The sequence below is a fragment of the Gemmatimonadaceae bacterium genome (assembly GCA_020852815.1).
In the GTDB taxonomy this organism is placed as follows: Bacteria; Gemmatimonadota; Gemmatimonadetes; order Gemmatimonadales; family Gemmatimonadaceae; genus SCN-70-22.
In genome coordinates, this window is the sequence record JADZAN010000002.1 from 238,613 (window position 1) to 260,816 (window position 22,204).

Genomic DNA, 22,204 nt, shown 5'->3' on the forward strand with positions numbered 1-22,204 from the left:
TCGTGAGCAGCTATGAGGCGCGTTGCACGGAGGGTAACTCGAACCGCGTCGAACGCGGGAGGAATCGGTGAGCACAGTCCTGTGGGCCAACGTGCTGGTGGATGGCGCCGTGACGTCCGATGAAAGCGATCACCTGGCGCTCTATCAGCATGCCGAGCGGCTGGATGCGATCACGCGGGAGTTGCAGCTGAAGCCATTCCTCGAGATCTGCGACACGACCGACCAGCGCTACAACGTGGAGGGGCACGAGCTGCCGCCTGGCATGACGTCCACCAACGAGCTAATGGCGGCCGAGGGGAGCTGGATGCCGCTGGCCGGGGCGCTGGCGATGCTGGAGGCGCTGCGCGGGCACATCGTCGCGAAGAACGTGCGCTTCGGCCTGTTGCGCAACCAGCAGGCGCAGGTGTTGGCCGAGTTGGATGAGGTGATCGCCTTCGCGCGCGAACACGCGGTGCGCGAAGGGGAGTTCAACTTCGCTGTGGTGATGTAGGGGAGGGTGCACCCGCCGGCGCCGTGAGCATGCAGGACACACTCACGACGCCTGATGCGGAGCGGATGTGTTGCAGCCGTCACGCCGCCGCAAGCACCTCCCGCTCGAGTCGCGCGTAGCTCGTCTCCATTCCCTTGGTCATCCCTGTGCCGAGGATCATGTCGCGCAGCTCCTTGCTTGGGTAGGTGATGATGATACTCACCAGCGTCCCACCCTGTACTGGAGTGAGCGTGAGCTCGTTGCGCGTCGCGGGCCCCGGCATTCCGATCATCGACTCGGTGGTGACGGCGCGATACGGCGGGTGAATCTCCAGCAGCTCGCCCTCGAAGCCGAAGCGCTGCGTCCCATCCTCCTTCTCCCATTCGTAGCGATAGCGCTCCCCGACCTTGGTGGCGACTTCACACACGGGCATCGTCCAGCCGTCGGGGCCCAGGAGCCAGCGCCTCATGAGCGCCGGTTCCTGGTGGGCGCGCCAGACCTGGGCAGCGTTGCCGCGAATCACGCGACTCACGCGCACCTGCGTGTCGCTCAGGAGTTGCGCCTCGGTGCCACGCGAGGCGGCAAACGAGGCGAGGTCGGCGAGGACGGCGTCGATCTGTCCCATCGCCGAACGCATCCCTTCCATCATCCCCATCTTCACCAGTTGTTCCATGGCCTCGATGCTGGGGAAGGTGGTGACGCTGCGGAAGCGCGAGCCGGTGGGAGTGGACTCGAAGTTGAAGACCATGCGCATGGTCGGCATCGCCGAGTTAGGCTCGCCGGCGCTGTCCGAGAAGCCGTCCTCCACCTCGAAGCGCCGCTGCGGTTCGACGGCGAGGAATCGGAACCAGCCGCGCGAGATTGCCCCGTCGGGTCCGGTCATGTAGTAGTGCGAGCGCCCGCCGACCGCCATGTCGTGCTGCAGGAAGGTGGCGGGCCACTGCTCCGGCCCCCAGAAGCGCTCCAACTGGCGCGGGTCGGCGTAGGCATCCCAGAGGCGCTCGACCGGGACGGGGTAATCGGCGACGACCGTGAGGGTGAGGTCGTGCGGGTTGGAGGAGACGTCGGTGATCGGCATGAGGGGGTTACTCCGTGGAGGGGCGCGGTTGGGCGAGGATGGCGTCGAGCTGGGCGAACCGAGAGGCCCAGAGCTGCTCGAGCTGGGAGAGGAGGGCGCGCGCCTGGGCGAGGCGCTCGGGATTCCCGCGGACGATGCGTTCGCGGCCGTTCGGATGCTTGGTCACGAGTCCCGCCTCCTCGAGTACGGCGATGTGCTTCTGCACCGCGGCGAACGACATGTCGTAATGCGCGGCGAGCGCCGAGACCGAGGCCGGCCGGTCCGAGAGCAGGCGAGCGACGATGTCGCGACGAGTGGCATCGGCCAGGGCGCGAAAGAGCCGATCGATATCGGCATCGGGGAGTGGAAAACGTACAACCATGTGGTTGTATGATACGGAGGCAGTTGTGATTGCGCAAGGGTGGATGCTCGGCGAACGGGGCGCAGGTGTCTGACCCCAGCTCTCACCCCAACGCTAACCCTGCCGCCGGTGACCGATTCGGCCATCGCCGGGGTCGATCTACAGGATCCGTCGTCTGCCCGCGGGCGACACGGCGCGCGCATTCCGCGATTCCCATGATGCACCCACCGAACGCTTCGCACTCGCTCGTGGCCTCGCGCCGCGCGACCCGTTGCCTCCCTCTCGTCGCCCTGGCGGCGGCGCTGGTACTCGGCGCCTGCTCCGACGTAGGCCCGGGCGAGCCGTGCGGCGGAATCCTCATGGTGGATGCGAAGGCCGTGCTCCCCGACACGGGGATCGGCGCCCGCGGCAACGCCACGATCGGCTTCATCGAGTCCGAGCCGAATCGCACGCTCGACGAGACGGCGCTCATCGTCTGGACCTTTCCGCCACCTAACGAGTCGTTCGCCGACGCCCCGCCGCGCGTGCGCGTGTTGGCAGACGACGGGCGCATCTTCCTCGACCTCACCGCCACCCCGGCGTACCAGGGGTCGTGGTACGTGCGACAGGCCGTGCCCAAGGGGGCGCTGCGCGACTCGATCGTCACCGCCTTCAAGGCGGGGCGCGTGGCGGTTGAGTTCGCGCTGCCGAATGCCGCGCGCGCAACGACCGTTCGTCCCACCGTTCGCTACGCTGGCCGGACGCCGGTCGTCATGTGCATCTGACCTGATTGCTCCTGCAGTCCGGCGCAGCGACATTCTCCGGCGTCACGTGGCGGTGTACGCCACCACGGGCGCCGGTTCCCTCACTCACCTCGTCATGACCCGCTCGCTCCTCGTCGTCTCGGTTGCCCTGGCTACGCTCACGGCGACGCGCACCTCCGCGCAGTACCGACTCCCCCCCGACGACACGGTGCGGACGATCCTCGCCGAGCAGGTGGGACCAAAGCGCACCGCCGGCGTGGTGATCGGGTTGATGGAGGCCGACGGGAAGACGCGGATCCTGAGCGCCGGGAAGGCGGACAACGGGAGCCTTGCACTCGACGGCGACGTGGTTTTCGAGATCGGGTCGATCACCAAGACGTTCACCAACGCGATCCTTGCCGACATGGTGCGCAAGGGCGAGGTGAGTCTCGACGACCCGGTGCAGAAGTTCCTCCCCGCCACCGTCAAGGTCCCCACGCGCAACGGGAAGGAAATCACGCTCCTCGACTTGGCGACGGCGTCGTCCGGACTTCCCGGTATGCCGAGCAACTTCACGCCGAAGAACCCGGGGAATCCGTATCTCGACTACACGGTCGACCAGATGTACGAGTTCCTCAGCGGCTACACGCTCACGCGCGACATCGGGTCGCGCTACGAGTACTCGAACCTCGGCATGGGGTTGTTAGGTCACGCGCTGGCGCTCAAGGCGGGGAAGCCGTATGCCGATCTCGTCACCGAGCGCGTACTCAAGCCGCTGGGGATGAAGGACACGCGCATCGAGCTGACGGCGGACATGCAGCGCCGCCTCGCTTCGGGCCACAACGCGGCTGGCAACATCGTCCCCAACTGGGACATCCCGACCCTGGCCGGCGCCGGCGCGTTGCGTTCGACGGTGCGCGACATGCTCAAGTATCTCGCCGCCAACCTCGACTCCACCAGCAAGCCACTCGGCCCCACGCTGGCGATGACGCACACCTCGCGTCGCCCCACGACGAGTCCGGCGATGACGATGGGGATGGGGTGGCACATCCTCAAGCTCGCGGGGGGGAGCATCGTCTGGCACAACGGCGGGACCGGCGGCTATCGCACCTTCACCGGCTTCGACCCGGTCAAGCGCGTGGGCGTCGTGGTCCTCTCCAACTCGGCGATCTCGGTCGACGACATCGGCTTCCACATGATCGATCCGACCTTCCCGCTCACCAAACCGCCGGTGCAGCGCACGGAGATCGCGGTCGATGCCGCGCTTCTTTCGCGCTACGAGGGGACGTATGAACTCACGCCCAAGCTGCAGCTGACGGTGACAGTGGAGAACGGCTCGCTGATGATCCTCCCCACCGACCAGCCCAAGTACCGGGCGCGCGCCTATGCGGAGAAGGACTTCTTCATCCCCGAGGTGCCGGCGGAAGTGAGCTTCGTGCTTGGCGAAGATGGGAAGGCGACGCAGCTCGTGCTTCGGCAGGCGGGCGGAGCGATGGTGGCGAAGCGGGTGAAGTAGGGGACGCGGCGCCGCTGGCGGCCGCTACGGTGAAGCAAGCGAGCTGCAACGAGGCGGCGTGACGCGAAGCGTCTTCGCGGGGAGCATGTCGGTCGCCATAGCGTTGGGGCGGGAGCCGTAGCTGCCCTCGAAGGAGATCGTTGTGCGGACGCAATCAGCGCGGCTTGCATGCCTCGTACTCCTGCATGCCCCTCTCGCCTGACGGGCGCCGGACTGCGCGACGCCGGCGGCGGAGCGATACTGCATGGATTGCGCGGTGATCTGGGCGAAGGGCGCACCCAGCGTCATCATCAGCACCGAGATCGGCGTCAGCATTGGCAGGGAGCGGTTGGGCATGTGGGCACTCCAGCGTCGGCGGTGTGCGATGAGTGCAGCGGACGATTCTCGCGTCGGCGACGGGCGGCGGGAAGGGCGCGGGGCTCGCACACGCTCGAGATGATGATACGGTTAACTCTCAGAGCATTCGCTTGCGGCGCCGTGGTGGCACGATGCACGGTGTGGCAACACCGGACAGGAAGAGAAAGCCATGCGAGCGGTGCATTCGGCGGCAATCGTCACTTGGTGCCTGGCGGGGCATGCATTGCCGGCGTGGAGTCAGGGCGTGCTTGCGCGTGACAGTGCGGGGGTCGCCGTCCGACACTACGCACGCACTGCCGCTGCGCCAACTCGCTGGCGGCTCGGGCGCACGCCAATTCTGCGCATCGGCGGGGCGGGCGATACGAAGTCCGACTTCTCGGGAGTGCGTGGGGTTGTGCGGTTGAAGGATGGACAGGTCATTGTCGCCGATGGTGGCGCGCTTGAACTACGCGTCTTCGATGCACGTGGGCGATTCTTGCGCGCGTTCGGACGCCGCGGCACCGGCCCGGGAGAACTGGACGGCATGTCGCAGGTGACACGCGTCGGTGACACGATCGTGGTGAGCGACTTCCAGGGGCGTGTGCATGCCTGGACGCCTGATGGCACGCTTCGCCAGTCACGTGGCAGGATGCCGGTTGCCTCGCTCACGACACCTGTCTGGATGGGCCAACTCGGGGGTCGCGTCGATGTCTTCGTCGGAGCTCCCGAGATGTTTCAGTCGTGGACGGGTGATGAGATCCTGACTGTTCCGCTCGTGGTGCGCGATAGCGTGGGTTCGAGTCGCACCATTGCCTCGATTCCTGCTTTCGAGGTGGCGAACGTGAACGGACGGCAGATGCCGGTCTATCTTGGGCCTGCGGCGCGGATGGCGATCAATGCGAATGACGTGTGCGTCGCCTGGAGCAAGGAGTGGCTGGTCACGTGCTACGATGCGAACGGGAAGGCGCGGTGGCGAACGACGCGCAACGTGCCCCTGGGCTCGCTTGCCGACTCCGACAAGGAGGCGTTTCGCGAGAACTTCCGGCAAGGCAATCGCGCGACGCCTCCCGACCGGCGCGAGGCCATCGTGCGCGCCTTCCAGTTCGCGCGCAATCGCCCTGCGATTAGCCGAATCGAGCTTTCGCGAAGTGGTGAACTCTGGATCGGGGAGTGGGTGATCGCGGAGGAGTTGCAGCTGGGGCAACCCGGCTTCACGGTGCCGGATCGCGCGACGATCTGGAGTATCCTCGGACGCGACGGCGCGTGGTTGGCTGATGTCGAACTGCCGGAGCGCTTCCGATTGCTGGAAGCGGGCTCAGACTATGTGGCTGGCGTCATACGTGACGAGGATGATGTTGAGAGCGTGGTTGTCTACCACATCGTGCGGGGCGGCCAGTAGGTGTCCGCCCCCGCCACCCGGACGATCCCACACGCCCCCCTAACACGCAACGCGCGGCCGGCGCCGGTGTACAAGCTGGTTCACCGTCGCACTCCGATCATGACTCGCAATCGCATCCTCGCCGCTCGCATCCTTGCCGTCACGGCCGACGCCATTCAGCTCGGCATCTGGCCGTTGTTCGTCGGTGGAGCCACGTCGCCGGTCAACGACGTGCTGGATGTGGCGGTGGGCGCGGCGATGGTGTGGCTCGTGGGGTGGCACTGGGTCTTCATCCCCAGCTTTGCGGCGGAGCTGATCCCCTTCGTCGACATGGCGCCGACGTGGACGGTGGCGGTGATGATCGCCACGCGCTCCAAGGGCGACCAGTCGCTCCCCGCGGCGCCCACACCCGGTACGCTGCCGACGACGACACCGCGTGCACGGGGGTCGGTCGACTGATCGCATGGCCCGACGCGCGCCGCCGGTGGGTCGACGGATCGTGGCGTCGGTCGTAGGTTGTGCGATCGTCGACCCACACCCGCCACGCCCATGACCTCGCGCCGCACGTTCGTTCGCGATTCGCTCTCGGTCGCCGCCGGCTTCGCCCTCTTCTCGCCCACATCTCGTCAGGCGCTGACCCACTCGCAGCCGCGCGGGGCATCGCCAGGCGCACGCGGCTTGGCCGGTGCCGACGTGCTCACGTTCGACTTGCACCTGCACCCCGGCGCCTTCTTCGGGAAGGGGAGCGCGCAGTACGCCGGCGACCAGGCGGTGATGAAGACGCTGGGCGACATGCACACCGGCGGCATGAACGGCGGCTTCGTCTCGATCGTCTCCGACGGCCCGCTCATCCAGATCGGCGCAACGGGGGTGACGGTGCGCGGCGCCTATGGCGCGGGCGAGGCGGTGGCCGAGTACCAGCGGCAGCTGACGGTGCTGCGCGACCTCCTCCCCAGGGGGAAGGCGCGCATCGTGACGACGGTTGGCGAGTGGGAACGGGCGCGCGCCGATGGCATGGTGGGGGCGTGGCTCTCCTGCGAGGGAAGCGAGATCCTGGACGGCGATCCGGGGCGCGTCGACGTGATCCACGCCGATGGCGTACGCTCGATCCAGCTGGTGCACTACGTCCCCAATGCAGCCGGCGACCTGCAGACGCAACCGGCGCAGCACGGCGGGCTCTCGGCGTTTGGCAAGGCGGTCGTGAAGCGAATGAACGACAAGCGCATGGTGATCGACGTGGCGCACGCGGCCCATGACACGGTGAAGGACGTCGTGGCGCTGGCGAAGGGGCCGATCATCCTGTCGCATTCCATCCTCAAGATCGATGACTCCCGCGTGCTGAACGTGCGCGCCATCACGCCGGAGCACGCACGGCTCGTCGCGTCGACCGGTGGGGTGATCGGCGCCTGGCCCAGTGCGACCAACGCCAGCTTCGACGAGTTTGTCGACAACACCAGGCGGCTCGCCGACGTCGTGGGGGTCGAGCATGTGGGGCTCGGGACCGACATGGACGGCAACCTGCGCCCGGTGCTGGCCGACTACACGCAGTTCCCGGCGTGGACATCGGCACTGCGCGCCAAGGGTTTCAGCGCCGACGAAGTGGCGAAGATCGCCGGCGGCAACATGGTGCGGGTGCTGCGACAGGTAGTGGGGTGAGCGACGTCTCGCGGCTGTCGCGCGGCGCGTCGTGACGCCGTCGGCGGCGCGCGCCGCCGGCCGGTGATTGCGCCGAGGCTCGCCAGTGCGCCTAACGCCTCACCGGAAACCCACCGCGCGCCAGATGTCGGCGCTGCGCCACAACGTGCCGCCCTTCATGACCAGCGAGACACGACGCACATTGGCGATGCGTTCCAGCGGGTTGGCGTCAAGCACGACCAGGTCGGCGAGTTTCCCGGTTTCCAGCGTCCCGAGGCGATCCTCCATCCCCATCGCCTTCGCGCTCACGGCGGTCGCCGCCCGCAGCGCCTCCATCGGCGTGAAGCCGGCGGCCACGTAGAGTTCGATCTCGCGATACACGCTGAAGCCCGGCACCCCTTCGTCGGTCCCGGCGATGACTGGCACCCCCGCCGCGTGCAACGCGCCAATGATGGACAGCGTGCGCGCGAGGCGCGCATGCGCCGTCGCGCTGTCGACCGTGGCGATTCCCATGGCGGCGATGCGCTGCGCGAGGACCGGCGGGAGCTTCGCGATCCCCGGCTGGAAGTTCGCCAGCGGCTCGGCGGTGGAGTGCTGCAGCAGCTCGCCCCACGATGCGGTGGGATCGATGACGGTGCCGCGCTCGCGCAGGTGGGCGATGAGGCGTTGCACGCTGTCACTCGACGCGTCTCCGCGGATGGGGAGATGGGCGATGTGGTCCATTCCCGAGTCGACCGCCGCCGCCACCGTGAGCGCCGTGGGAACGTGCCCGGTGACGGTCATCCCGAGACGGTGCGCCTCATCGGCGATGGCGCGCACCACGGCGGGTGTGAGGAGCGAGTACAGCTTGACCTGTTCGAAGCCTAACGCCCTGTACTTTCGCACCACCGCGCGGCCCTCCTCCGGCGTGGTCGCGTTCTCGGCGCCAAAGGCGTTGGGGCCGCCGCCATCCACGAGCCCGGCAAGCGGCATGCGTGGGCCGAGCGCCAGCCCCGAGTCGACGGTGGCGCGAAAGGGAACAATGAAGTCGACGACGTTCCCCATGTCGCGCGCCGACGTCACCCCCGCCGCGAGGTAGACCGGCCCCCACTCCATCTGCATGAGGTGCGTGTGCATGTCCCACAGGCCGGGCATGATCGTGCGCCCGGTGAGGTCGATGCGTTTCGCGTTTGGCGGAATCGTCACCTGGTCATGCGCCCCAACCGCCGCAATGCGTCCGTCGCTGACCACGACGACGGCGTGCGGAATGGCGTCGCGACCGGTGCCATCGATGAGCGTCGCACCGATGAGGGCAATCGTGCCGCGCGCGACCGGGTGCACCGTGCGCGAGAGCGCGACCAACTCGCGCATGCGGTCGCGCGTGGCGCTGCGGCGCAACTGCGGCAGTGCCTCGTCCAGCGACAGGCGCACCGCTTCCATCGTGAGCCCGCCGCCGCCGGCGGTGCTGAACGCCGCCAGGAGGCCATTGCCATCGAGCCAGACCGACTCCTGTCCCCAGACGACGCCGTTCACGGCGTACCGATCGAGGATGGTCGTGCGCGCGAGCACCTGCACGGTGTCGCGCCCACGCCAGGCGACCTGCACGTCATTGGTAGGGGCGCCGGGGATCACCTTCACCACGGCAGGCCTCCCCTTGGCCAGCCAGTGCCTGACGAGCGGGAAGTGCTGCGCGACCGGCGTTGCGCCGGTGATGGCAAACGGGCGCCCCTGGACAACCACGGTGTCGTGGCGCGACCGGTAGTCGACGATGGCGCGGCTGCCGGCGAGCACCACGCGCGACTCGACCGTGCTTGTGGTATCGGTCAGTCGCGTGGTCGAGAGCGTGCGCGGCGTCCAGTCGGGAGCAAGCGTTGCTTCTGTGCGCAGGTGCGTCCGTCGCCCGCGGTCGACGTAGTCGAGCTCCGTCGTGAAACGGCGAGTGCCGTCGCCCCCCGCCGAGAGCGTCCAGCGTTCGTGACCGACCGGGTAGCCGACGTAGTAGAGGCGGAGCGTATCGCTCCCCGCGACCTGCGACCTCGGGGCGGTGCGCGCGCGCTCCTTCGCCGCCCGCCCGCCGACTTGCGCGAGCGCGTCCGCCGGTGGCGTCGCCACGAGCGCACTGGCAATCGTCAGGAACAAGACGGGCCGCGACGTGCGGCGCGGCCGCCTATCGAGCTGCACGAACGTCTTCCGCATCGCCATTGCCTCGGAGCTGCAGCGTCAATGTTGGGGGTGAGGTGCCGCCAAACCGTGCGTCGAGCGAGACGGTGTGCCGCCCGGGCGCGAGCACCGGCAGTGGAGCGGCGAGCGCGATGCGTGCCTTGGGCTTTCCGCTCGTATCGTACAACTGCACGCCCCCCGTGCTGTCGCTCGCCAGGCGCTCGCCACTCGCGAGCGATACCGGGAGCTCGATGGTGAGGAAGCCGTCGATGCGCACAACGACGCGGTCCACCGTCCCCGCGCCTCCAGTCGCCGCCAACCGGAACTGCAGTGGCTGCGCCGACCATGGCTGCTGGAACGTGAACGTGCTCTGCGTCGGTTCCCCGGGCTGTCGCTCGACGGGCGAGTGCGTGAAGGGCGGCGACTCGACGACCGGCGTCAGCGTCCACACGCTGGCGCCCGTCGGTGCGAGATGGAACTCGTTATGCGCGTCCCGGAGCCGTGCGCGCTGGGCGTTGGTGAACGCGCCGGCGGCCCGCGCCGCCTCCCACTCGCGAATCGCATCCAGCAGCTGCGGCGTAAGCGGGTTGGCGCGCAGCGCCTTCGGGCGCGCCACCATCGCGAAGCCGGCATCGAACCCAGCCGCGCGCGCCAGCATCCACTCCATCTCGGCCAGCGTGGTGCGCTCGGTGAGGAGGTACCAGCCGAGCATGTGCGGCATGTAGTTGCGATCGAACAGCGCCTGGTTGTCGATGCGGTACTGCTGCATGCTCTCGGTGAAGCCGCCGTTCCACGGCTCCCCCCAGTTGTAGTACGACCCGGTGTGCCAGTAGAACGTCTTGCTGACGCTGGTGCCGAAGATCATGTCGTGCGTGACCTGCGAGCGCACGTCGTTCGTGAAGACTTCCAGCGCATAGTCGCCCTGCCCGCTGGCCAGCGCCCCCTCATGACCATCGAAGTCGATGTGGTCGACACCGGTCTCGTTGAGGAAGTCGGCAAGGTTGCGCGCCACCTCGCGCTGCATGGCGAAGTTGGGGAAGAAGACGTTGTATGGGTGGTCGAACAGCTTTCCCACCGTATCGCCGGCCGCGTGCGCCGCGGCGCGGGTGCCGAACGCGCCTCGCTGACAGTCGAGGAGCTGGAACGGCGCCGTCGTCGACACGGCGCGGTACTGGATGAGTTCAGTGCCGATGCGCACGGTGTGCAGCGAGTTGTTGGCGGTGTCGTTGAAGAAGGTGGGGGCACGCACCTCCAAGGTGCGCTGCGCGGCGTCAACGGCTGCCACGAGCGTGGACGTCCCCGTGACGCTCAGGCGCGCATCGGGGATCGGCGTGACGTACGGGTCGTTGGTGTTGATGAAGTTGGTGAGCGTGTGGACGCCGAGCCTCAGTCCCATCGCGTGCGCCTTGCCGACCGCCTCCTTGAGACCGGTGCGGCCGCGCGGAAACTGCGCGCTGTCGAGAATGAAGTGTCCCCAGCTCTTGAACGGACCCTCGTGATAGAGCGAGATGAAGCCGGCGCGGCTGGTGTGCGCGAGCATCTCGTCGACCTCGTCCTCGCCAAACGACGAAATGAGGTACGAACGCCCGAAGAGGGGGGAGCGCTTCCACCACACGCCATCGAAGGTGGGGTGCGGGAGCCCCTCGTCGAGTTCGATGCGCTCGAGCACATCGAGCACGCGTGGCTCGCTCGCCACGAAGAGCGCGATGGCGCTTCCCACCACCGTCTCGCCCGCGATCGGCGCCACCGGCATGTCGCGGTGGTTGCCGCCCCACGCGTCCACCGTGCGAGGCTTCGACCGGTTGATGCTGTACGCCTGTAGGCTGCTCCCCCACGGGCGCGCCGTGGCGGCGATGCCGCGAGCCCAGGTGCTTCCCTCCCGGTTGGGATACGCACCGCCCAGCGTCTTCGCGTTGAGGACCTGCAGCCCGAGCGCGCCCGCATCATCGCGCACGACGCCGATCACCTCGCCTACAGTCCGGGCGATGGACGTGGCGTACGGTCCCCAGATGATAGCGTCGATGCGGCCGGCGGGCGTGGCGCTGGTGATGTCGAGCGTGAGGTGCGTCGCGCGTGCGCGCGCGCGAACGGAAAGGCGCGCGCCGATGTCCGCGTAGCGCAGCGTGAGTTCGCTCCCGTCACGCGTTCGCCGTGCCGCGAGTGACGTTGGTGAATGGCGCCGTCCATCGCTCACCACGGTGAGGAGCGATGAGATGGTATCGACGGCGAGTAATCCGGCCGCGCGCGTCGTGTCGCGCAACTCGGTGAGAGTGCCGCGCGCGTCGAACGAGAGGCGGAGCGCCCCCGCGTTGAGCGTCACGACTGCCGGCCCAGGGGCGGATGGCGACTGGGCGGGTGCGGACTGGAGGGCAGCGACCGCGAGGGCAGCTGCGACGACGAAGCGACGGAGGTGGGTCACGCGGAAGAAGATCGGAGCAGGTCGGCGTGTGCGCGAGAGCCAGCTTCCGTTCGATCCCACCATCCGGGTGCTCGTCGATATCGATCGACGACTTCCGAAGGGGGAGGAGCGGGAGAAATCACCCGATGAGCTGATACCATCATCCTCGCGCGCCCGCACCATCCGGGTGCTCGGCTTGCAGCTGGAGTCACGGCGTGAGCGGCACCGCCTTCCTCGCCGACGAGACCTCGCCCGCCATGAAGTAGCCTAACGCGCGCCGAGCCGGGTGCGTCAGGTTGGCGACGTTGCCGCGCACGCTCGCCGTCGAGACGGCGAACGGTGAGCCGTCGTTGGTGACCTGGTCGGTGAGCGCGACGTAGTACCGATAGCCTTCCTCACTCAGCGAGATCTGGCGCACCTCGACGCGGTCGCCGGGCTTGACGACCATCCCGCCATAGGGCTGGAACTGCGTCACGGACTTCCCGTCCACCAGGTCGTCGTTGGCGAACATGCGCGCCTTGAAGGTGCTGTCGGCCGAGATGAGGCGCACGCCGTTCACGAGCTGGTCCCAGACGTAGTAGTTGCGCTCCCCGCCCGGATCGCGCGTGTCGATCGTTGCCCGCAGCCCGTCACGCGGGCCGATGACGTTGTTGCGCTCCATGAAGTACATCGAGTCGATCGGCGCGACCGAGGTGAGGAGATCGCTCCCTTCGTACTGCTCTCCCTGCCAGGTGACGTGCAGTGTGTACCGGTGCCCGACTTCCGCGGCGAACGGCGGCGACACGTGGAGCGACGCGTCGTTCGGCGACGGCGCGAAGGAAAGCGAGTGTCCCGCCTCGTCGGTGACGCGCACGGTGGCCCCCGTCGCGGCCGGTGCGGCCGTGTTGCTGAAGTAGCGGTCGGTGGTCGTCACGCGGATCTGCTGGGGAATGGCTCCCTCCCCGATGATGCGCTCCATGCGTCCCTCGACCACGAGGAGTCGCTCCCCGGTGGCCAGGTCGACATCGACCACGCGCTCGCAGCCGCCGGCGAACGCAAGCAACGGGAGCACGAGCAGCGTCGTGAGGCGCGCGCGCTTGGTGATGGACATCTCGCTCGCTCCCTAGAAGTGACGCGTGTAGGAAATGCTCGGGACGATCCCGAACACCGACAGCTGCACCGCCTCGGAGGCGAGCGGGTTGTCCTTGGTCTGGCGGAACGACATCGACTGCGCGTTGAAGCGGTTGTAGGCGTTGAAGACTCCCAGCTGCAACTCGCCGCGTCGCATCTTGCGCGTGAAGGCAAGGTCCAGCCGGTGATAGGCCGGGAGGCGCGCGGCGTTGCGTGGTCCGTACTCGGCCAGGATCAACCCATCGACCACGTAGCGCGACTCGGGGAACGTGGCGGGGAGCCCGCTGGCGAGGGTGAAGGTCGTCCCCATCGTCCAATTGCGGCTGAGCGGACGCATGGCGACCACTGAAAGGTCGTGCGTCTTGTCGTACGGCGACACGTACCACTCGCCGTTGTTGATTCCCGGCGCGCTGGTCGTCGCCGAGGCGGCGCCCGAGCCGAAGCGCTGCTCCGAGCGGCTGAGCGTGTAGCTCACCCACCCGGTCGTCTTCCCCACCTGCCGGCGTGCGAACAGCTCGAGCCCCCAGGCCCGCCCGCGTCCCTGCAGGATCAGCGTCTCCAGCTTCTCGTTGAGGATGACGTCTGCTCCGTCGACGAAGTCGACAACGTCGCGCGAACGCTTCACGAAGACCTCCGCCGAAAGGTCCCACGCCTGACCGGGGGTGATGCGCTGCATCCCGAGCGCCACCTGGTCGGCGCGCTGCGGCCTGAGGTATGGGCCGGCCGGTTCCCACACATCGAGCGGCGTCGGAGAGTTTGTCTTGGAGGCGAGGTGGAGGTACTGCACCGTGCGCGCGTAGCTCGCCTTGAGCGAGGTCCCCTTGTCGAGCGAGAAGCGCAGCGAGGCGCGCGGCTCCAGCGCGCCGTACGCCTGCACCTTCTCTCCCGCGCCGTACCGCGTGCTGTCCACCACCGCCCCCGGCTCGTAGCGCCCGAGCAATGAGTCGTATACCAGCGGCTGGTCGTTGGCGTAGCGAAAGACCGTCGCCGTCCCTGTGCGCACGAAGCCGGAGAGGCGCGCACCGTAGCGAATCGCCCAGCGTTCGCCAAACTCGCGCTCCTCGCCCAGGTACAGTGCACCGGCCATCGCGCTGCGCTCCGGCACCTTCTTGCGGGCGAGGTTCGACTCGCCCAGCGGCTTCACCTCGCCGGGCGAGAAGCCGTGCAACGTCCCCTGCACACCGAACTCCAGCCGATGCCCGGGTGACAGATGCAACGACTCATCAATCTTGAGGTCGAGGCTCTTCACGCGCGCCGTCCACTGCGTGGAGTCGTTCCCGATCGGGAAGGTGAGGCGATAGTCGTAGTTGCTCGCCGCCAGCGTGACCTTGGAGTACAGCCGGTCGCGCACGATCTCGTTCCAGCGCAACGTTCCCGACTTGTTCCCCCACCCGGCGCCGAACTGGTCGCCGACGCCAAAGCGGTCGCGCCCGAAGAAACCGGAGGCCACCAGCATCCCATGCTCGCCTAACGGCTTTGTCACCTTGGCATTGAGGTCGTAGAAGTAGGCGACGGAGTTACGGATGTCGGGATCGCTCGAGGCCTTGGTGAAGACATCGGCATAGGAGCGGCGCGCCGCGACCAGCCACGACCCCTTTCCCTTGAGCGGCCCTTCGACGGCCAAGCGCGATGCGAGCAGCCCCAGCGTCGCCGACGCGGCAAACTCGTTCGCGTTCCCCTCGCGCTGCCGCAGGTCCACCACCGACGACAGGCGCCCGCCGAAGCGCGGCGGGATCGCTCCCTTGTACAGCGTCGCATCATCGACGGCGTCCGAGTTGAACACCGAGAGGAAGCCAAGAATGTGCGACGGGTTGTAGATCGTCGCCTCGTCGAGGAGGATCAGGTTCTGGTCCGACCCGCCGCCGCGCACGTTGATCGCCGTGGTGAAGTCGCTGGAGGACGACACACCGGGGAGCAGCGTGAGCGATCGGATGGGATCCACCTCGCCCAGCGCCGCAGGAACCTGACGCAACGTTTGCACATCGAGACGCGCGATGCTCATCTCCGGCGACTTGGGGTCGATGTCGGCCTGCTCGTTGGTAGCGGTCACCGCGACGGTCGCCAGCGTCACCTGGCTGCGCACCAGCATGACGTCGAGCGTCTGCGATGCGGTGAGCGAGATGGTCGTGTCAAACGGGGCGAAGCCGATGGCACGAACCTCCACGCGATGACGGCCCGCGGCGAGCGCGAGGAAGTACACCCCTTCCTCGTTGCTTTCGACCGATATGCTGCGGTCGGCCACCACGCGTGCGTGGCGCACAACTTCACGCGACTCGGCGCTGCGCAACGTGCCGGAGATGCGGAGCGGGGCGGTTCCCTGGGCGGTGAGGAGCCCGGCCGAGCGCGCGAGGCGCGCTGGCACGGCGGGGGCGGCGAGCAGCAGGACCGCTGCCGCGCACGCGCGTCGCGCGGTGTGCATCACACGGCCGGGGCGTGGCCGGATTGGAAACGTGCAGATGGGCACGGGAGAACGACGAGTTGCAGGTGACGGAGGTCGCGGGATACTGGAGGTACACACCGAATGTACTCGGCGATCCACCTCCGCCCCTCGACTACGGGGCACGTTCCGTCCCAGTGTCGCGCTTCGGCGTCCTCGGCCGTGCGACTACGACGTCCGTCTGGCCCGTGGCGCGTCGGTGGAGAGGCGCCGCAGCGCCTCGCGCGCCTCTCGTACCGTCGGCTGCAGGACCTGGTCGCCACCGCTCCAGGCGCGCTCGACGTAGAGGTAGCTGTCGATGGCGGCCGGGCGGTTGCCCAGGCGCTCCTGGACGCGGGCGCGCTCGAGCATCCATAGCACGCGCGTGGCGTCGTTGGCGGAGTACGGGCGCGCCAGAATTGCCGCCGCGGCGTTGTCCTGACGCTTGGCCGACAGGATTCTGGCGCGCAGCAGGTGGAGTGCGCCGCAGCCAACCTGACAGACGGAGTCGGGCCGGTCGAGCGCCGAGAGCGCCGCCGCGGTGTCGCGCCGGGCCAGCGCCACGAGCCCCGGGAGCAGCACGCGCAGCGTCGGATGCGCGCGCTCCCTCCTGGCGGCGACTTCCGACACGAGTCGTTGCAGCTGCACGGTATCTTCACGTGCGCTCCACCACATCGCCTGCCCGACGGAGACGGCGAGGTCGGCCGGGTCCATTCCCCATCCGCGCATCATCTGGTCGGCGCTATCGATTGGCATCGCGCCCGCCAGCGCGACCTGCGCAAGCAGGGGCGCCTGCGATCGCGTGAGAAATGTCCGCGCTTCCGCCATGTGCCCGCGCAGGAGGAGCAGGTTGCCGAATCGCCAGCGGAGCCCGTCCATGATTGGCTCGGGGAGGCCGCCCCTCTGCGCGGACTGCAGTCCCGCCCGAAACAGGTGCACCGCCCCTTCGGTGGAATCGAGAAGCGGGCTGGCAACCTGGGCAAGGTTGGACTGCAACGCGAAGTCGCGCGAGCGGCCGACCGCTTCGATGCGCGCGACGGCGTCCGGGGTGCGGTCGAGCAGGTCGCGCACCAACCGCAACGCTGTACTCACGTCACCGTCCGGCGCAGCGCCGATGAACAGCGCTATGGCGCGGCGCATGGCTGGCTCGTCCTGGTCGCTGGCGGCAACAGTCGTCAGGTGCAACGCTGCCGGCACGAACGTCGAGTCCAACGACAACGCCTGCTGAAAGGCATCGCGTGCCCCTCGGGCGCCGGAAAGACTCGGCGCGATGCGCTCGGTGAAGTGAAAGCGCGCATCGCCCAGCTTGAACCAGACCTCGGGATCATCGCCAAAGCGGGAGGTCGCGTCCTCCAGGACGCGCGTCATGCGCACAACTTGCGCGTACGGCGCAAGGACGGTGTAGTCCGACTGGGCGAGCATCGCAGCACCAAACAGCGAGTCGGTGGCAACGAGCACGCTATCCCGCGGCGCGAGGCGGTGGTTCATCGCTCCCGCGCGCACCAGGAAGTGATATCCCTCCTCGTTCACGCGGGCGTCGGGTTGAAGCTTCCATCCCAGTGAATTGCCAAGTCGACGAAAGGCGAGTGCGAAAGTGCTGTCGGCGCCAATCGCCACGCGATACATCGCCGCCGCCGTGTCCCATTGCGCGCGTCGGTAGAACTGCTCGCCCCGCAGGTAGGCCTTGATCGCGGGGAGCGACGACGAGCCCATGGTGCCACGCCGTGCGTCGCCAGCGTTGGTCGTCCCACGCAGCTGTGCGAGTACGGCGAGCGACAGCGTATCGGCGAGTCGATCGATGCGTGACGTCTCGCCCATCAGGTCGATGTCGGTGCCGACCGGTACGTTGCGCTCGGCGTCGAGGATGGTGGCGCGCAGGCGCACGGAGTCCTTTCCGGCGGCGACCACCGATCCGTGCAACGCCAGCGTGGCATGCACCTGCCGGGCGAGCGCGAGGGCGGTCTCGCGGTCGCCGCGCGCACGTGCGGGCCAGGCGCGCAGCGTGGTGGAGGGAGCAACCGTGCGCAGCGCCCCGGCCCCGTCGAGCGCGGTCGCGAGGAGGTCGACGAGTCCTTCGCGGTACTCGTCGTGTGCGCCGATCACGTCGAAGGGGGCGATGACGAGGATGTCTGCAGCGTCCGGCGCGTGCCGTCGATCGGGGGGAGCGCTCCGGGGCAGCCAACGCACGGCGGCGACAGCCAGGAGCAGCACGGCGACCACCGCCGCGACGATACGCGCCCGGCGCCCTCCGATCATCGAACGTGAGGGATCTTCGCCAACGGCATCGTTCCCGACCTTCTTCTTGCCGGAGACGGTGCCGGATTGCCAGAGGGCATCCTGCAGCGCGCCGGCACTCGCGAACCGTTCGTTAGGCTCCTTGGCCAGCAACTGTGCGATGATCGCGGCGAGCTCCGGCGGGACGTCGTCGCGCGCGTCGGCAAGCGAGGGCGGTGGCGCGACCATGTGCTGCCGAATCAGGTCCGCCGACGAACTCCCGCTGAACGGCGGACGCCCGGCCAGCATCTCGTAGCCCACGACGCCGAGGGAGTAGAGATCGCTGCGGCCGTCGAGGTCGCGCTCCCCGGCCGCTTGCTCCGGCGACATGTAGCCCGGCGTCCCGATCGACATCCCGACCTGCGTGAGCCGCGTGGCATTGCCTGCCGCCTGGTCAGGGGCCAACGACGAAATGCCGAAATCGGCCAGCACCGCCAGCCCGTTCGAGAGCAGGATGTTCTCCGGCTTTATGTCGCGATGGACGATCCCCTGGCCGTGCGCATAGGCCAGAGCCGATGACGGCTCCCGGAGGATGCGGCGGGCATCGGCGACCGGGAGCGCCCCCTCGCGATCGAGCCGGTGCCGCAACGTCTCGCCCTCGACGTAGGGAGTGACGTAGTAGAGGAACTCCCCGGCCACTCCCGCCGAGAGGACAGGGAGGAGGTGCGGATGCTGCAGGCGCGCCGTGACCTCGGCTTCGCGCTGGAAGCGCGTCGCCGTCAGCGTGGTCGCGACCTCGGGGGCGAGGACCTTGATGACGACGCGCCGTCCGAGCGCGCGCTCGGTGGCGAGGAAGACCCGGCTCATGCCGCCCCCTCCAAGCTCTCGCTCGACGCGATAGCTCGCGCCAAGTGCGGATTGCAGGTCGTGCAGCACGGGGGGGCGGTGCGGGAGGGACGTCTGCCTGGAGGACCACAACGTTGTGCTCCCGCGAGCCATGGCGCTACCCCGACAGGTGCGATCGGCAAGAGCGGATGCGCGCGAGCGCTGCCAATCCCCCGTCACCCCCTAGATTGGATGTGCCGGCATCGCACCCATGCCTTCACCTCGCGGCGCAACACAACCCCGCGCCCAGCCGCTCATGCTCATCGTCCACGTGTACGTCCACGTCCTTCCCGATCAAGTCGATCCCTTCATCGCCGCCTCGCGCGAGAACGCGCGGCAGAGCGTGCAGGAGCCCGGCGTCGTCCGCTTCGACCTGATTCAACAGGAGGACGATCCCACACGCTTCGTGCTCGTGGAGATCTACCGCACCCCCGAGGATCCCGCGCGCCACAAGGCCACGGCGCACTACGCCACGTGGCGCAACGCCGTCGAGCCGATGATGGCCGAGCCACGCCGCAGCACGAAGTACCACGCCCTCGCCCCCCACGCCGCCTGGTGGGAGTACCCGGGGTGAGCCTCGCCTTCGTCTTCGCCGCCCCCACGCGCCTCGTGATCGGCGCGGGGCGTCTCGCCGGGTGCGCGGCGAATGTGCAGGGCGTCGGGCGGCGCGCCCTCGTTATGCAGGGAGGGAGCGGGCGCGCCGCGGGAAGGGGAGTCCCATCGTCTTGAGCGATGCGGGATTGGCGGAGTTGCTGGGCGCGGCGGTATAGTCTGGGCACACGCCCTCCCTCCATCCCGTTCCCGTTGTCCCAGGCCAGTCCCACACCCGCGGCAGGCGCGCTGCGCCCGGCGCCTGACGCACCAACACCGAGCACCGCCCGCGCCCTCGTGGCGCGGTTCTCCCCCGTGCTCGGGCTCGTGGCGGTGGTGCTCATCTTCACGCTCCTCTCCGACGAACCCGGGCGCTTCCTCTCGGCGTTCAACCTGCGCGTCGTCCTGTCACAGACGGTGATCACCGCGCTGGGCGCGATCGGGATGACGATGATCGTGGTGGGGGGCGGGATCGACCTCTCGGTGGGGGCGTCGATCGCGTTGACCGGGGTGCTGGCGGCGACGGGGTTGCGCGACGGCTGGTCGCCGCCGATGGCGGTGGCGGCGGCGGTTGCGGCTGGCGGTATCATCGGGCTGCTGAACGGGGCGGTGATCACCGCGCTGCGCGTGGTCCCCTTCATCGTCACGCTGGGGATGCTGGGGACGGCGCGCGGGACGGCGAAGTGGCTCGCCGGCGAGCAGACCGTGAACGTCCCCGCGACCTGGATCAACGACCTCGTCGTGACGATGCCCAAGCCCGCCTGGCTCATCCTTCCGGTTGGCGTGTGGATCGTCATCGCCCTCGCGGTCATTGTGGCGCTGGTACTGCGCAACACCGTCTTCGGGCGGCGGATCTTCGCGTTAGGCTCCAACGAGGCGGCGGCGCGTGCCTGTGGCATCGACACCACGCGCCTCAAGCTGGCCATCTATGGCTGCGCCGGGTGCCTCTTCGGGCTCACCGGGGTGATGCAGGTCTCCCGCCTGCGCCAGGGCGACCCCACGGTGGCCAATGGCGCGGAGCTGGACATCATTGCCGCGGTGGTCATTGGCGGCGGTTCGCTGAGCGGCGGCGAGGGGAGCATTGCCGGCTCGTTGATTGGCGCGCTGATCATGGCCTTCTTGCGCAACGGCTGCCAGCAGATGGGATGGCCCAATTACATCCAGGAGATCATTATCGGCGTGATCATCGTCCTCGCGGTGGCGCTCGACCGGGCGCGGCTGGCATGGGCGGAACGGAGCGCGGCATGACCACGCCGCACCTGCCACGGGTGGATGCGCACATTCACCTGTGGGATCCCGAAGTGCTCTCATACCCCTGGCTGCAGGCGCACGCGTCGCTGGCGCGCCGCTTCCTCCCCGAGGACTATGGTAGCCTAAATGGTGGCAGCGCCCGCCCGGTGGACGCGGTGGTGGCGGTGGAGGGCAATGTGCGCGATGGTGCGGGCGTGGTCGAGGCCGCGTGGCTCGACTGGGTGGCGGCGATGGATCCACGCATTGCCGGCATCGTTGCCTACGTGGACATGCTCGATGACCCTCGGCGCGACCACGCCTTCACCGCGCTTCGGCGCATGCCGCGTGTGGTTGGGGTTCGCCACAACATCCAGGGCCATCCGGCAGGATTCTCGACACAGCCGCGCTTCGTGGCCGGCGTGCGTGCCGTCGCGGCCGCCGGCTATCCGTTCGACCTCTGCGCCACGGCGTCGCAACTGGGAGAAGTGCGCGCGCTCGTCGAGCGTTGTCCGGAAGTCCACTTCATCCTCGATCACTGCGGGAAGCCCGACATCGGCCACGGATCGTTCGACGCCTGGCGCCGGGACATCGACGCCATTGCGGCTCACGACACGGTGACGTGCAAGCTGTCGGGTCTCTTCACGCAGTGCGCGCCCGACCCGTGCGACGAGCGCGCAATTCGCCCGTACCTGCGACATGTCGTCGAGATCTTCGGGCCGCGCCGAGTGATGTATGCCTCCGATTGGCCGGTGTGCACGCTGGCGGGGAGCGCCGACGCGTGGCACGCGCTGGTGTGCGACGTGGTCGGCGGACTCTGCTCGCGCCACGAGCGCGACGAGATCTTCGGGGGAACCGCGATTCGCGCCTATCGACTCACCATCACGACGCCCGCATGACGCACACACCACTCCCGTCATCGCTTGCCCTCACCGATCGCGTCGCCATCGTCACCGGCGGGAGTTCGGGAATCGGGCAGGCCATTGCCCGCCTCCTGGCCGAGCGAGGGGCTCGTGTCGCCATCCTCGACATCGCCGACGCCGGCCAGACAGTGGATGCGATCATCGCCGCCGGCGCCCATGCGTTGCAGCTGACGTGCGACGTCACGAACCAGCAGGGAGTCGAAGTCGCCTTTCGCGAGGTGGCCGACCGGCTCGGCGCGCTCGACATCCTCGTCAACAGTGCCGGCGTCGCGCACGTCGGCAATGTGGTCCAGACCACTGAGGCCGACCTCGATCGCGTCTACGCGGTCAACGTGAAGGGGGTCTACAACTGCCTCCGCTCCGGCGTGCTGGCCATGAAGGAGCGTGGCGGCGTGATCCTGAATATCGCATCCGTCGCCTCGTCCATCGGGCTCGCGGACCGCTTCGCCTACTCGATGAGCAAGGGCGCGGTGCTCACCATGACGTACTCGGTGGCTCGCGACTACGTCCACGAGAAGATCCGATGCAACTGCGTTGCGCCAGCGCGCGTCCACACGCCCTTTGTCGACAGCTTCCTCGCCCGCTCCTATCCCGGGCGCGAGGCGGAGATGTTCGAGGCGCTCTCCCGCACCCAGCCCATCGGGCGCATGGGGACGCCCGGCGAGATTGCCGAACTCGCCGCGTTTCTCTGTTCCGACGCGGCCGCCTTCATCACCGGGACCAACGTCGCGATCGATGGCGGTTTCGTCTCGCTCAAGATGTGAGCGGCATGCCCCACCGCCTAACGCCCTCCTGCTGACCATGCCCGCCCAGCGCTCGCGTCGCAT

Annotated in this window: 18 protein-coding genes; 10 read left to right on the top strand and 8 right to left on the bottom strand. The window is 68.4% G+C overall.

Features of this window, described 5'->3' with window-relative positions:
* Positions 1-67: 67 nt before the first annotated feature.
* Positions 68-490, top strand: coding sequence for a hypothetical protein (locus IT359_02080; protein MCC6927755.1), 423 nt, complete (start codon positions 68-70; stop codon positions 488-490).
* A 79-nt stretch (positions 491-569) separates the two neighbouring features.
* On the opposite strand, the gene IT359_02085 is transcribed toward IT359_02080, so the two are convergent.
* Both IT359_02085 and IT359_02090 read right to left on the bottom strand, forming a co-directional pair.
* Complete coding sequence (locus IT359_02085) at positions 570-1,547, bottom strand: SRPBCC domain-containing protein (protein ID MCC6927756.1); 978 nt, start codon at positions 1,545-1,547, stop codon at positions 570-572.
* A 7-nt stretch (positions 1,548-1,554) separates the two neighbouring features.
* A complete protein-coding gene (locus IT359_02090) occupies positions 1,555-1,908 on the bottom strand; it encodes a winged helix-turn-helix transcriptional regulator (protein ID MCC6927757.1) in 354 nt (117 codons plus the stop codon).
* 194 nt (positions 1,909-2,102) lie between these two features.
* Here IT359_02090 and IT359_02095 point away from each other — a divergent pair, with 194 nt between their 5' ends.
* On the top strand, positions 2,103-2,651 hold the full coding sequence (locus tag IT359_02095; protein MCC6927758.1) for a hypothetical protein: 549 nt from the start codon (positions 2,103-2,105) through the stop codon (positions 2,649-2,651).
* Positions 2,652-2,745: 94 nt separating this feature from the next.
* On the top strand, positions 2,746-4,125 hold the full coding sequence (locus IT359_02100; GenBank protein MCC6927759.1) for a serine hydrolase: 1,380 nt from the start codon (positions 2,746-2,748) through the stop codon (positions 4,123-4,125).
* 24 nt (positions 4,126-4,149) lie between these two features.
* Here IT359_02100 and IT359_02105 read toward each other — a convergent pair whose 3' ends face one another.
* Entirely contained in the window at positions 4,150-4,461 is a 312-nt protein-coding gene (locus IT359_02105) for a hypothetical protein (protein MCC6927760.1), read from the bottom strand.
* A gap of 190 nt (positions 4,462-4,651) precedes the next feature.
* Between IT359_02105 and IT359_02110 the strand changes: the two genes are divergently transcribed.
* From IT359_02110 to IT359_02120, 3 genes are all read left to right on the top strand, one after another.
* A complete protein-coding gene (locus IT359_02110) occupies positions 4,652-5,860 on the top strand; it encodes a hypothetical protein (GenBank protein MCC6927761.1) in 1,209 nt (402 codons plus the stop codon).
* Between the two features lie 99 nt (positions 5,861-5,959).
* Positions 5,960-6,298: a hypothetical protein gene (locus IT359_02115; protein ID MCC6927762.1), complete on the top strand. Its 339-nt coding sequence runs from the start codon at positions 5,960-5,962 to the stop codon at positions 6,296-6,298.
* Positions 6,299-6,388: 90 nt separating this feature from the next.
* Positions 6,389-7,495 (top strand): membrane dipeptidase, encoded by a 1,107-nt coding sequence (locus tag IT359_02120; protein MCC6927763.1) that lies wholly within the window; start codon positions 6,389-6,391, stop codon positions 7,493-7,495.
* 99 nt (positions 7,496-7,594) lie between these two features.
* Here IT359_02120 and IT359_02125 read toward each other — a convergent pair whose 3' ends face one another.
* The 5 genes from IT359_02125 to IT359_02145 form a co-directional block, all read right to left on the bottom strand.
* Entirely contained in the window at positions 7,595-9,649 is a 2,055-nt protein-coding gene (locus tag IT359_02125) for an amidohydrolase family protein (protein MCC6927764.1), read from the bottom strand.
* Positions 9,621-12,032, bottom strand: a complete 2,412-nt coding sequence (locus tag IT359_02130) for a hypothetical protein (GenBank protein ID MCC6927765.1) — start codon at positions 12,030-12,032, stop codon at positions 9,621-9,623. Before IT359_02130 ends, IT359_02125 begins: the two co-directional genes overlap by 29 nt.
* Positions 12,033-12,219: 187 nt before the next feature.
* Entirely contained in the window at positions 12,220-13,101 is an 882-nt protein-coding gene (locus IT359_02135; GenBank protein MCC6927766.1) for a DUF4249 domain-containing protein, read from the bottom strand.
* Positions 13,102-13,113: 12 nt separating this feature from the next.
* Positions 13,114-15,483 carry a TonB-dependent receptor gene (locus IT359_02140; GenBank protein ID MCC6927767.1) on the bottom strand — a complete coding sequence of 790 codons (2,370 nt, stop codon included), beginning with the start codon at positions 15,481-15,483 and terminating at the stop codon, positions 13,114-13,116.
* Positions 15,484-15,726: 243 nt separating this feature from the next.
* A complete protein-coding gene (locus tag IT359_02145; protein MCC6927768.1) occupies positions 15,727-18,687 on the bottom strand; it encodes a protein kinase in 2,961 nt (986 codons plus the stop codon).
* Positions 18,688-18,892: 205 nt separating this feature from the next.
* Here IT359_02145 and IT359_02150 point away from each other — a divergent pair, with 205 nt between their 5' ends.
* The 4 genes from IT359_02150 to IT359_02165 all read left to right on the top strand — a co-directional run bounded on the left by IT359_02150 (position 18,893) and on the right by IT359_02165 (position 22,141).
* Complete coding sequence (locus IT359_02150; protein MCC6927769.1) at positions 18,893-19,210, top strand: antibiotic biosynthesis monooxygenase; 318 nt, start codon at positions 18,893-18,895, stop codon at positions 19,208-19,210.
* A gap of 230 nt (positions 19,211-19,440) precedes the next feature.
* Positions 19,441-20,475, top strand: coding sequence for an ABC transporter permease (locus IT359_02155; protein ID MCC6927770.1), 1,035 nt, complete (start codon positions 19,441-19,443; stop codon positions 20,473-20,475).
* A complete protein-coding gene (locus IT359_02160; GenBank protein ID MCC6927771.1) occupies positions 20,472-21,353 on the top strand; it encodes an amidohydrolase family protein in 882 nt (293 codons plus the stop codon). The genes IT359_02155 and IT359_02160 overlap by 4 nt, the downstream gene beginning before the upstream one ends.
* Positions 21,350-22,141 (top strand): glucose 1-dehydrogenase, encoded by a 792-nt coding sequence (locus tag IT359_02165; GenBank protein MCC6927772.1) that lies wholly within the window; start codon positions 21,350-21,352, stop codon positions 22,139-22,141. The genes IT359_02160 and IT359_02165 overlap by 4 nt, the downstream gene beginning before the upstream one ends.
* Positions 22,142-22,204 lie beyond the last annotated feature (63 nt).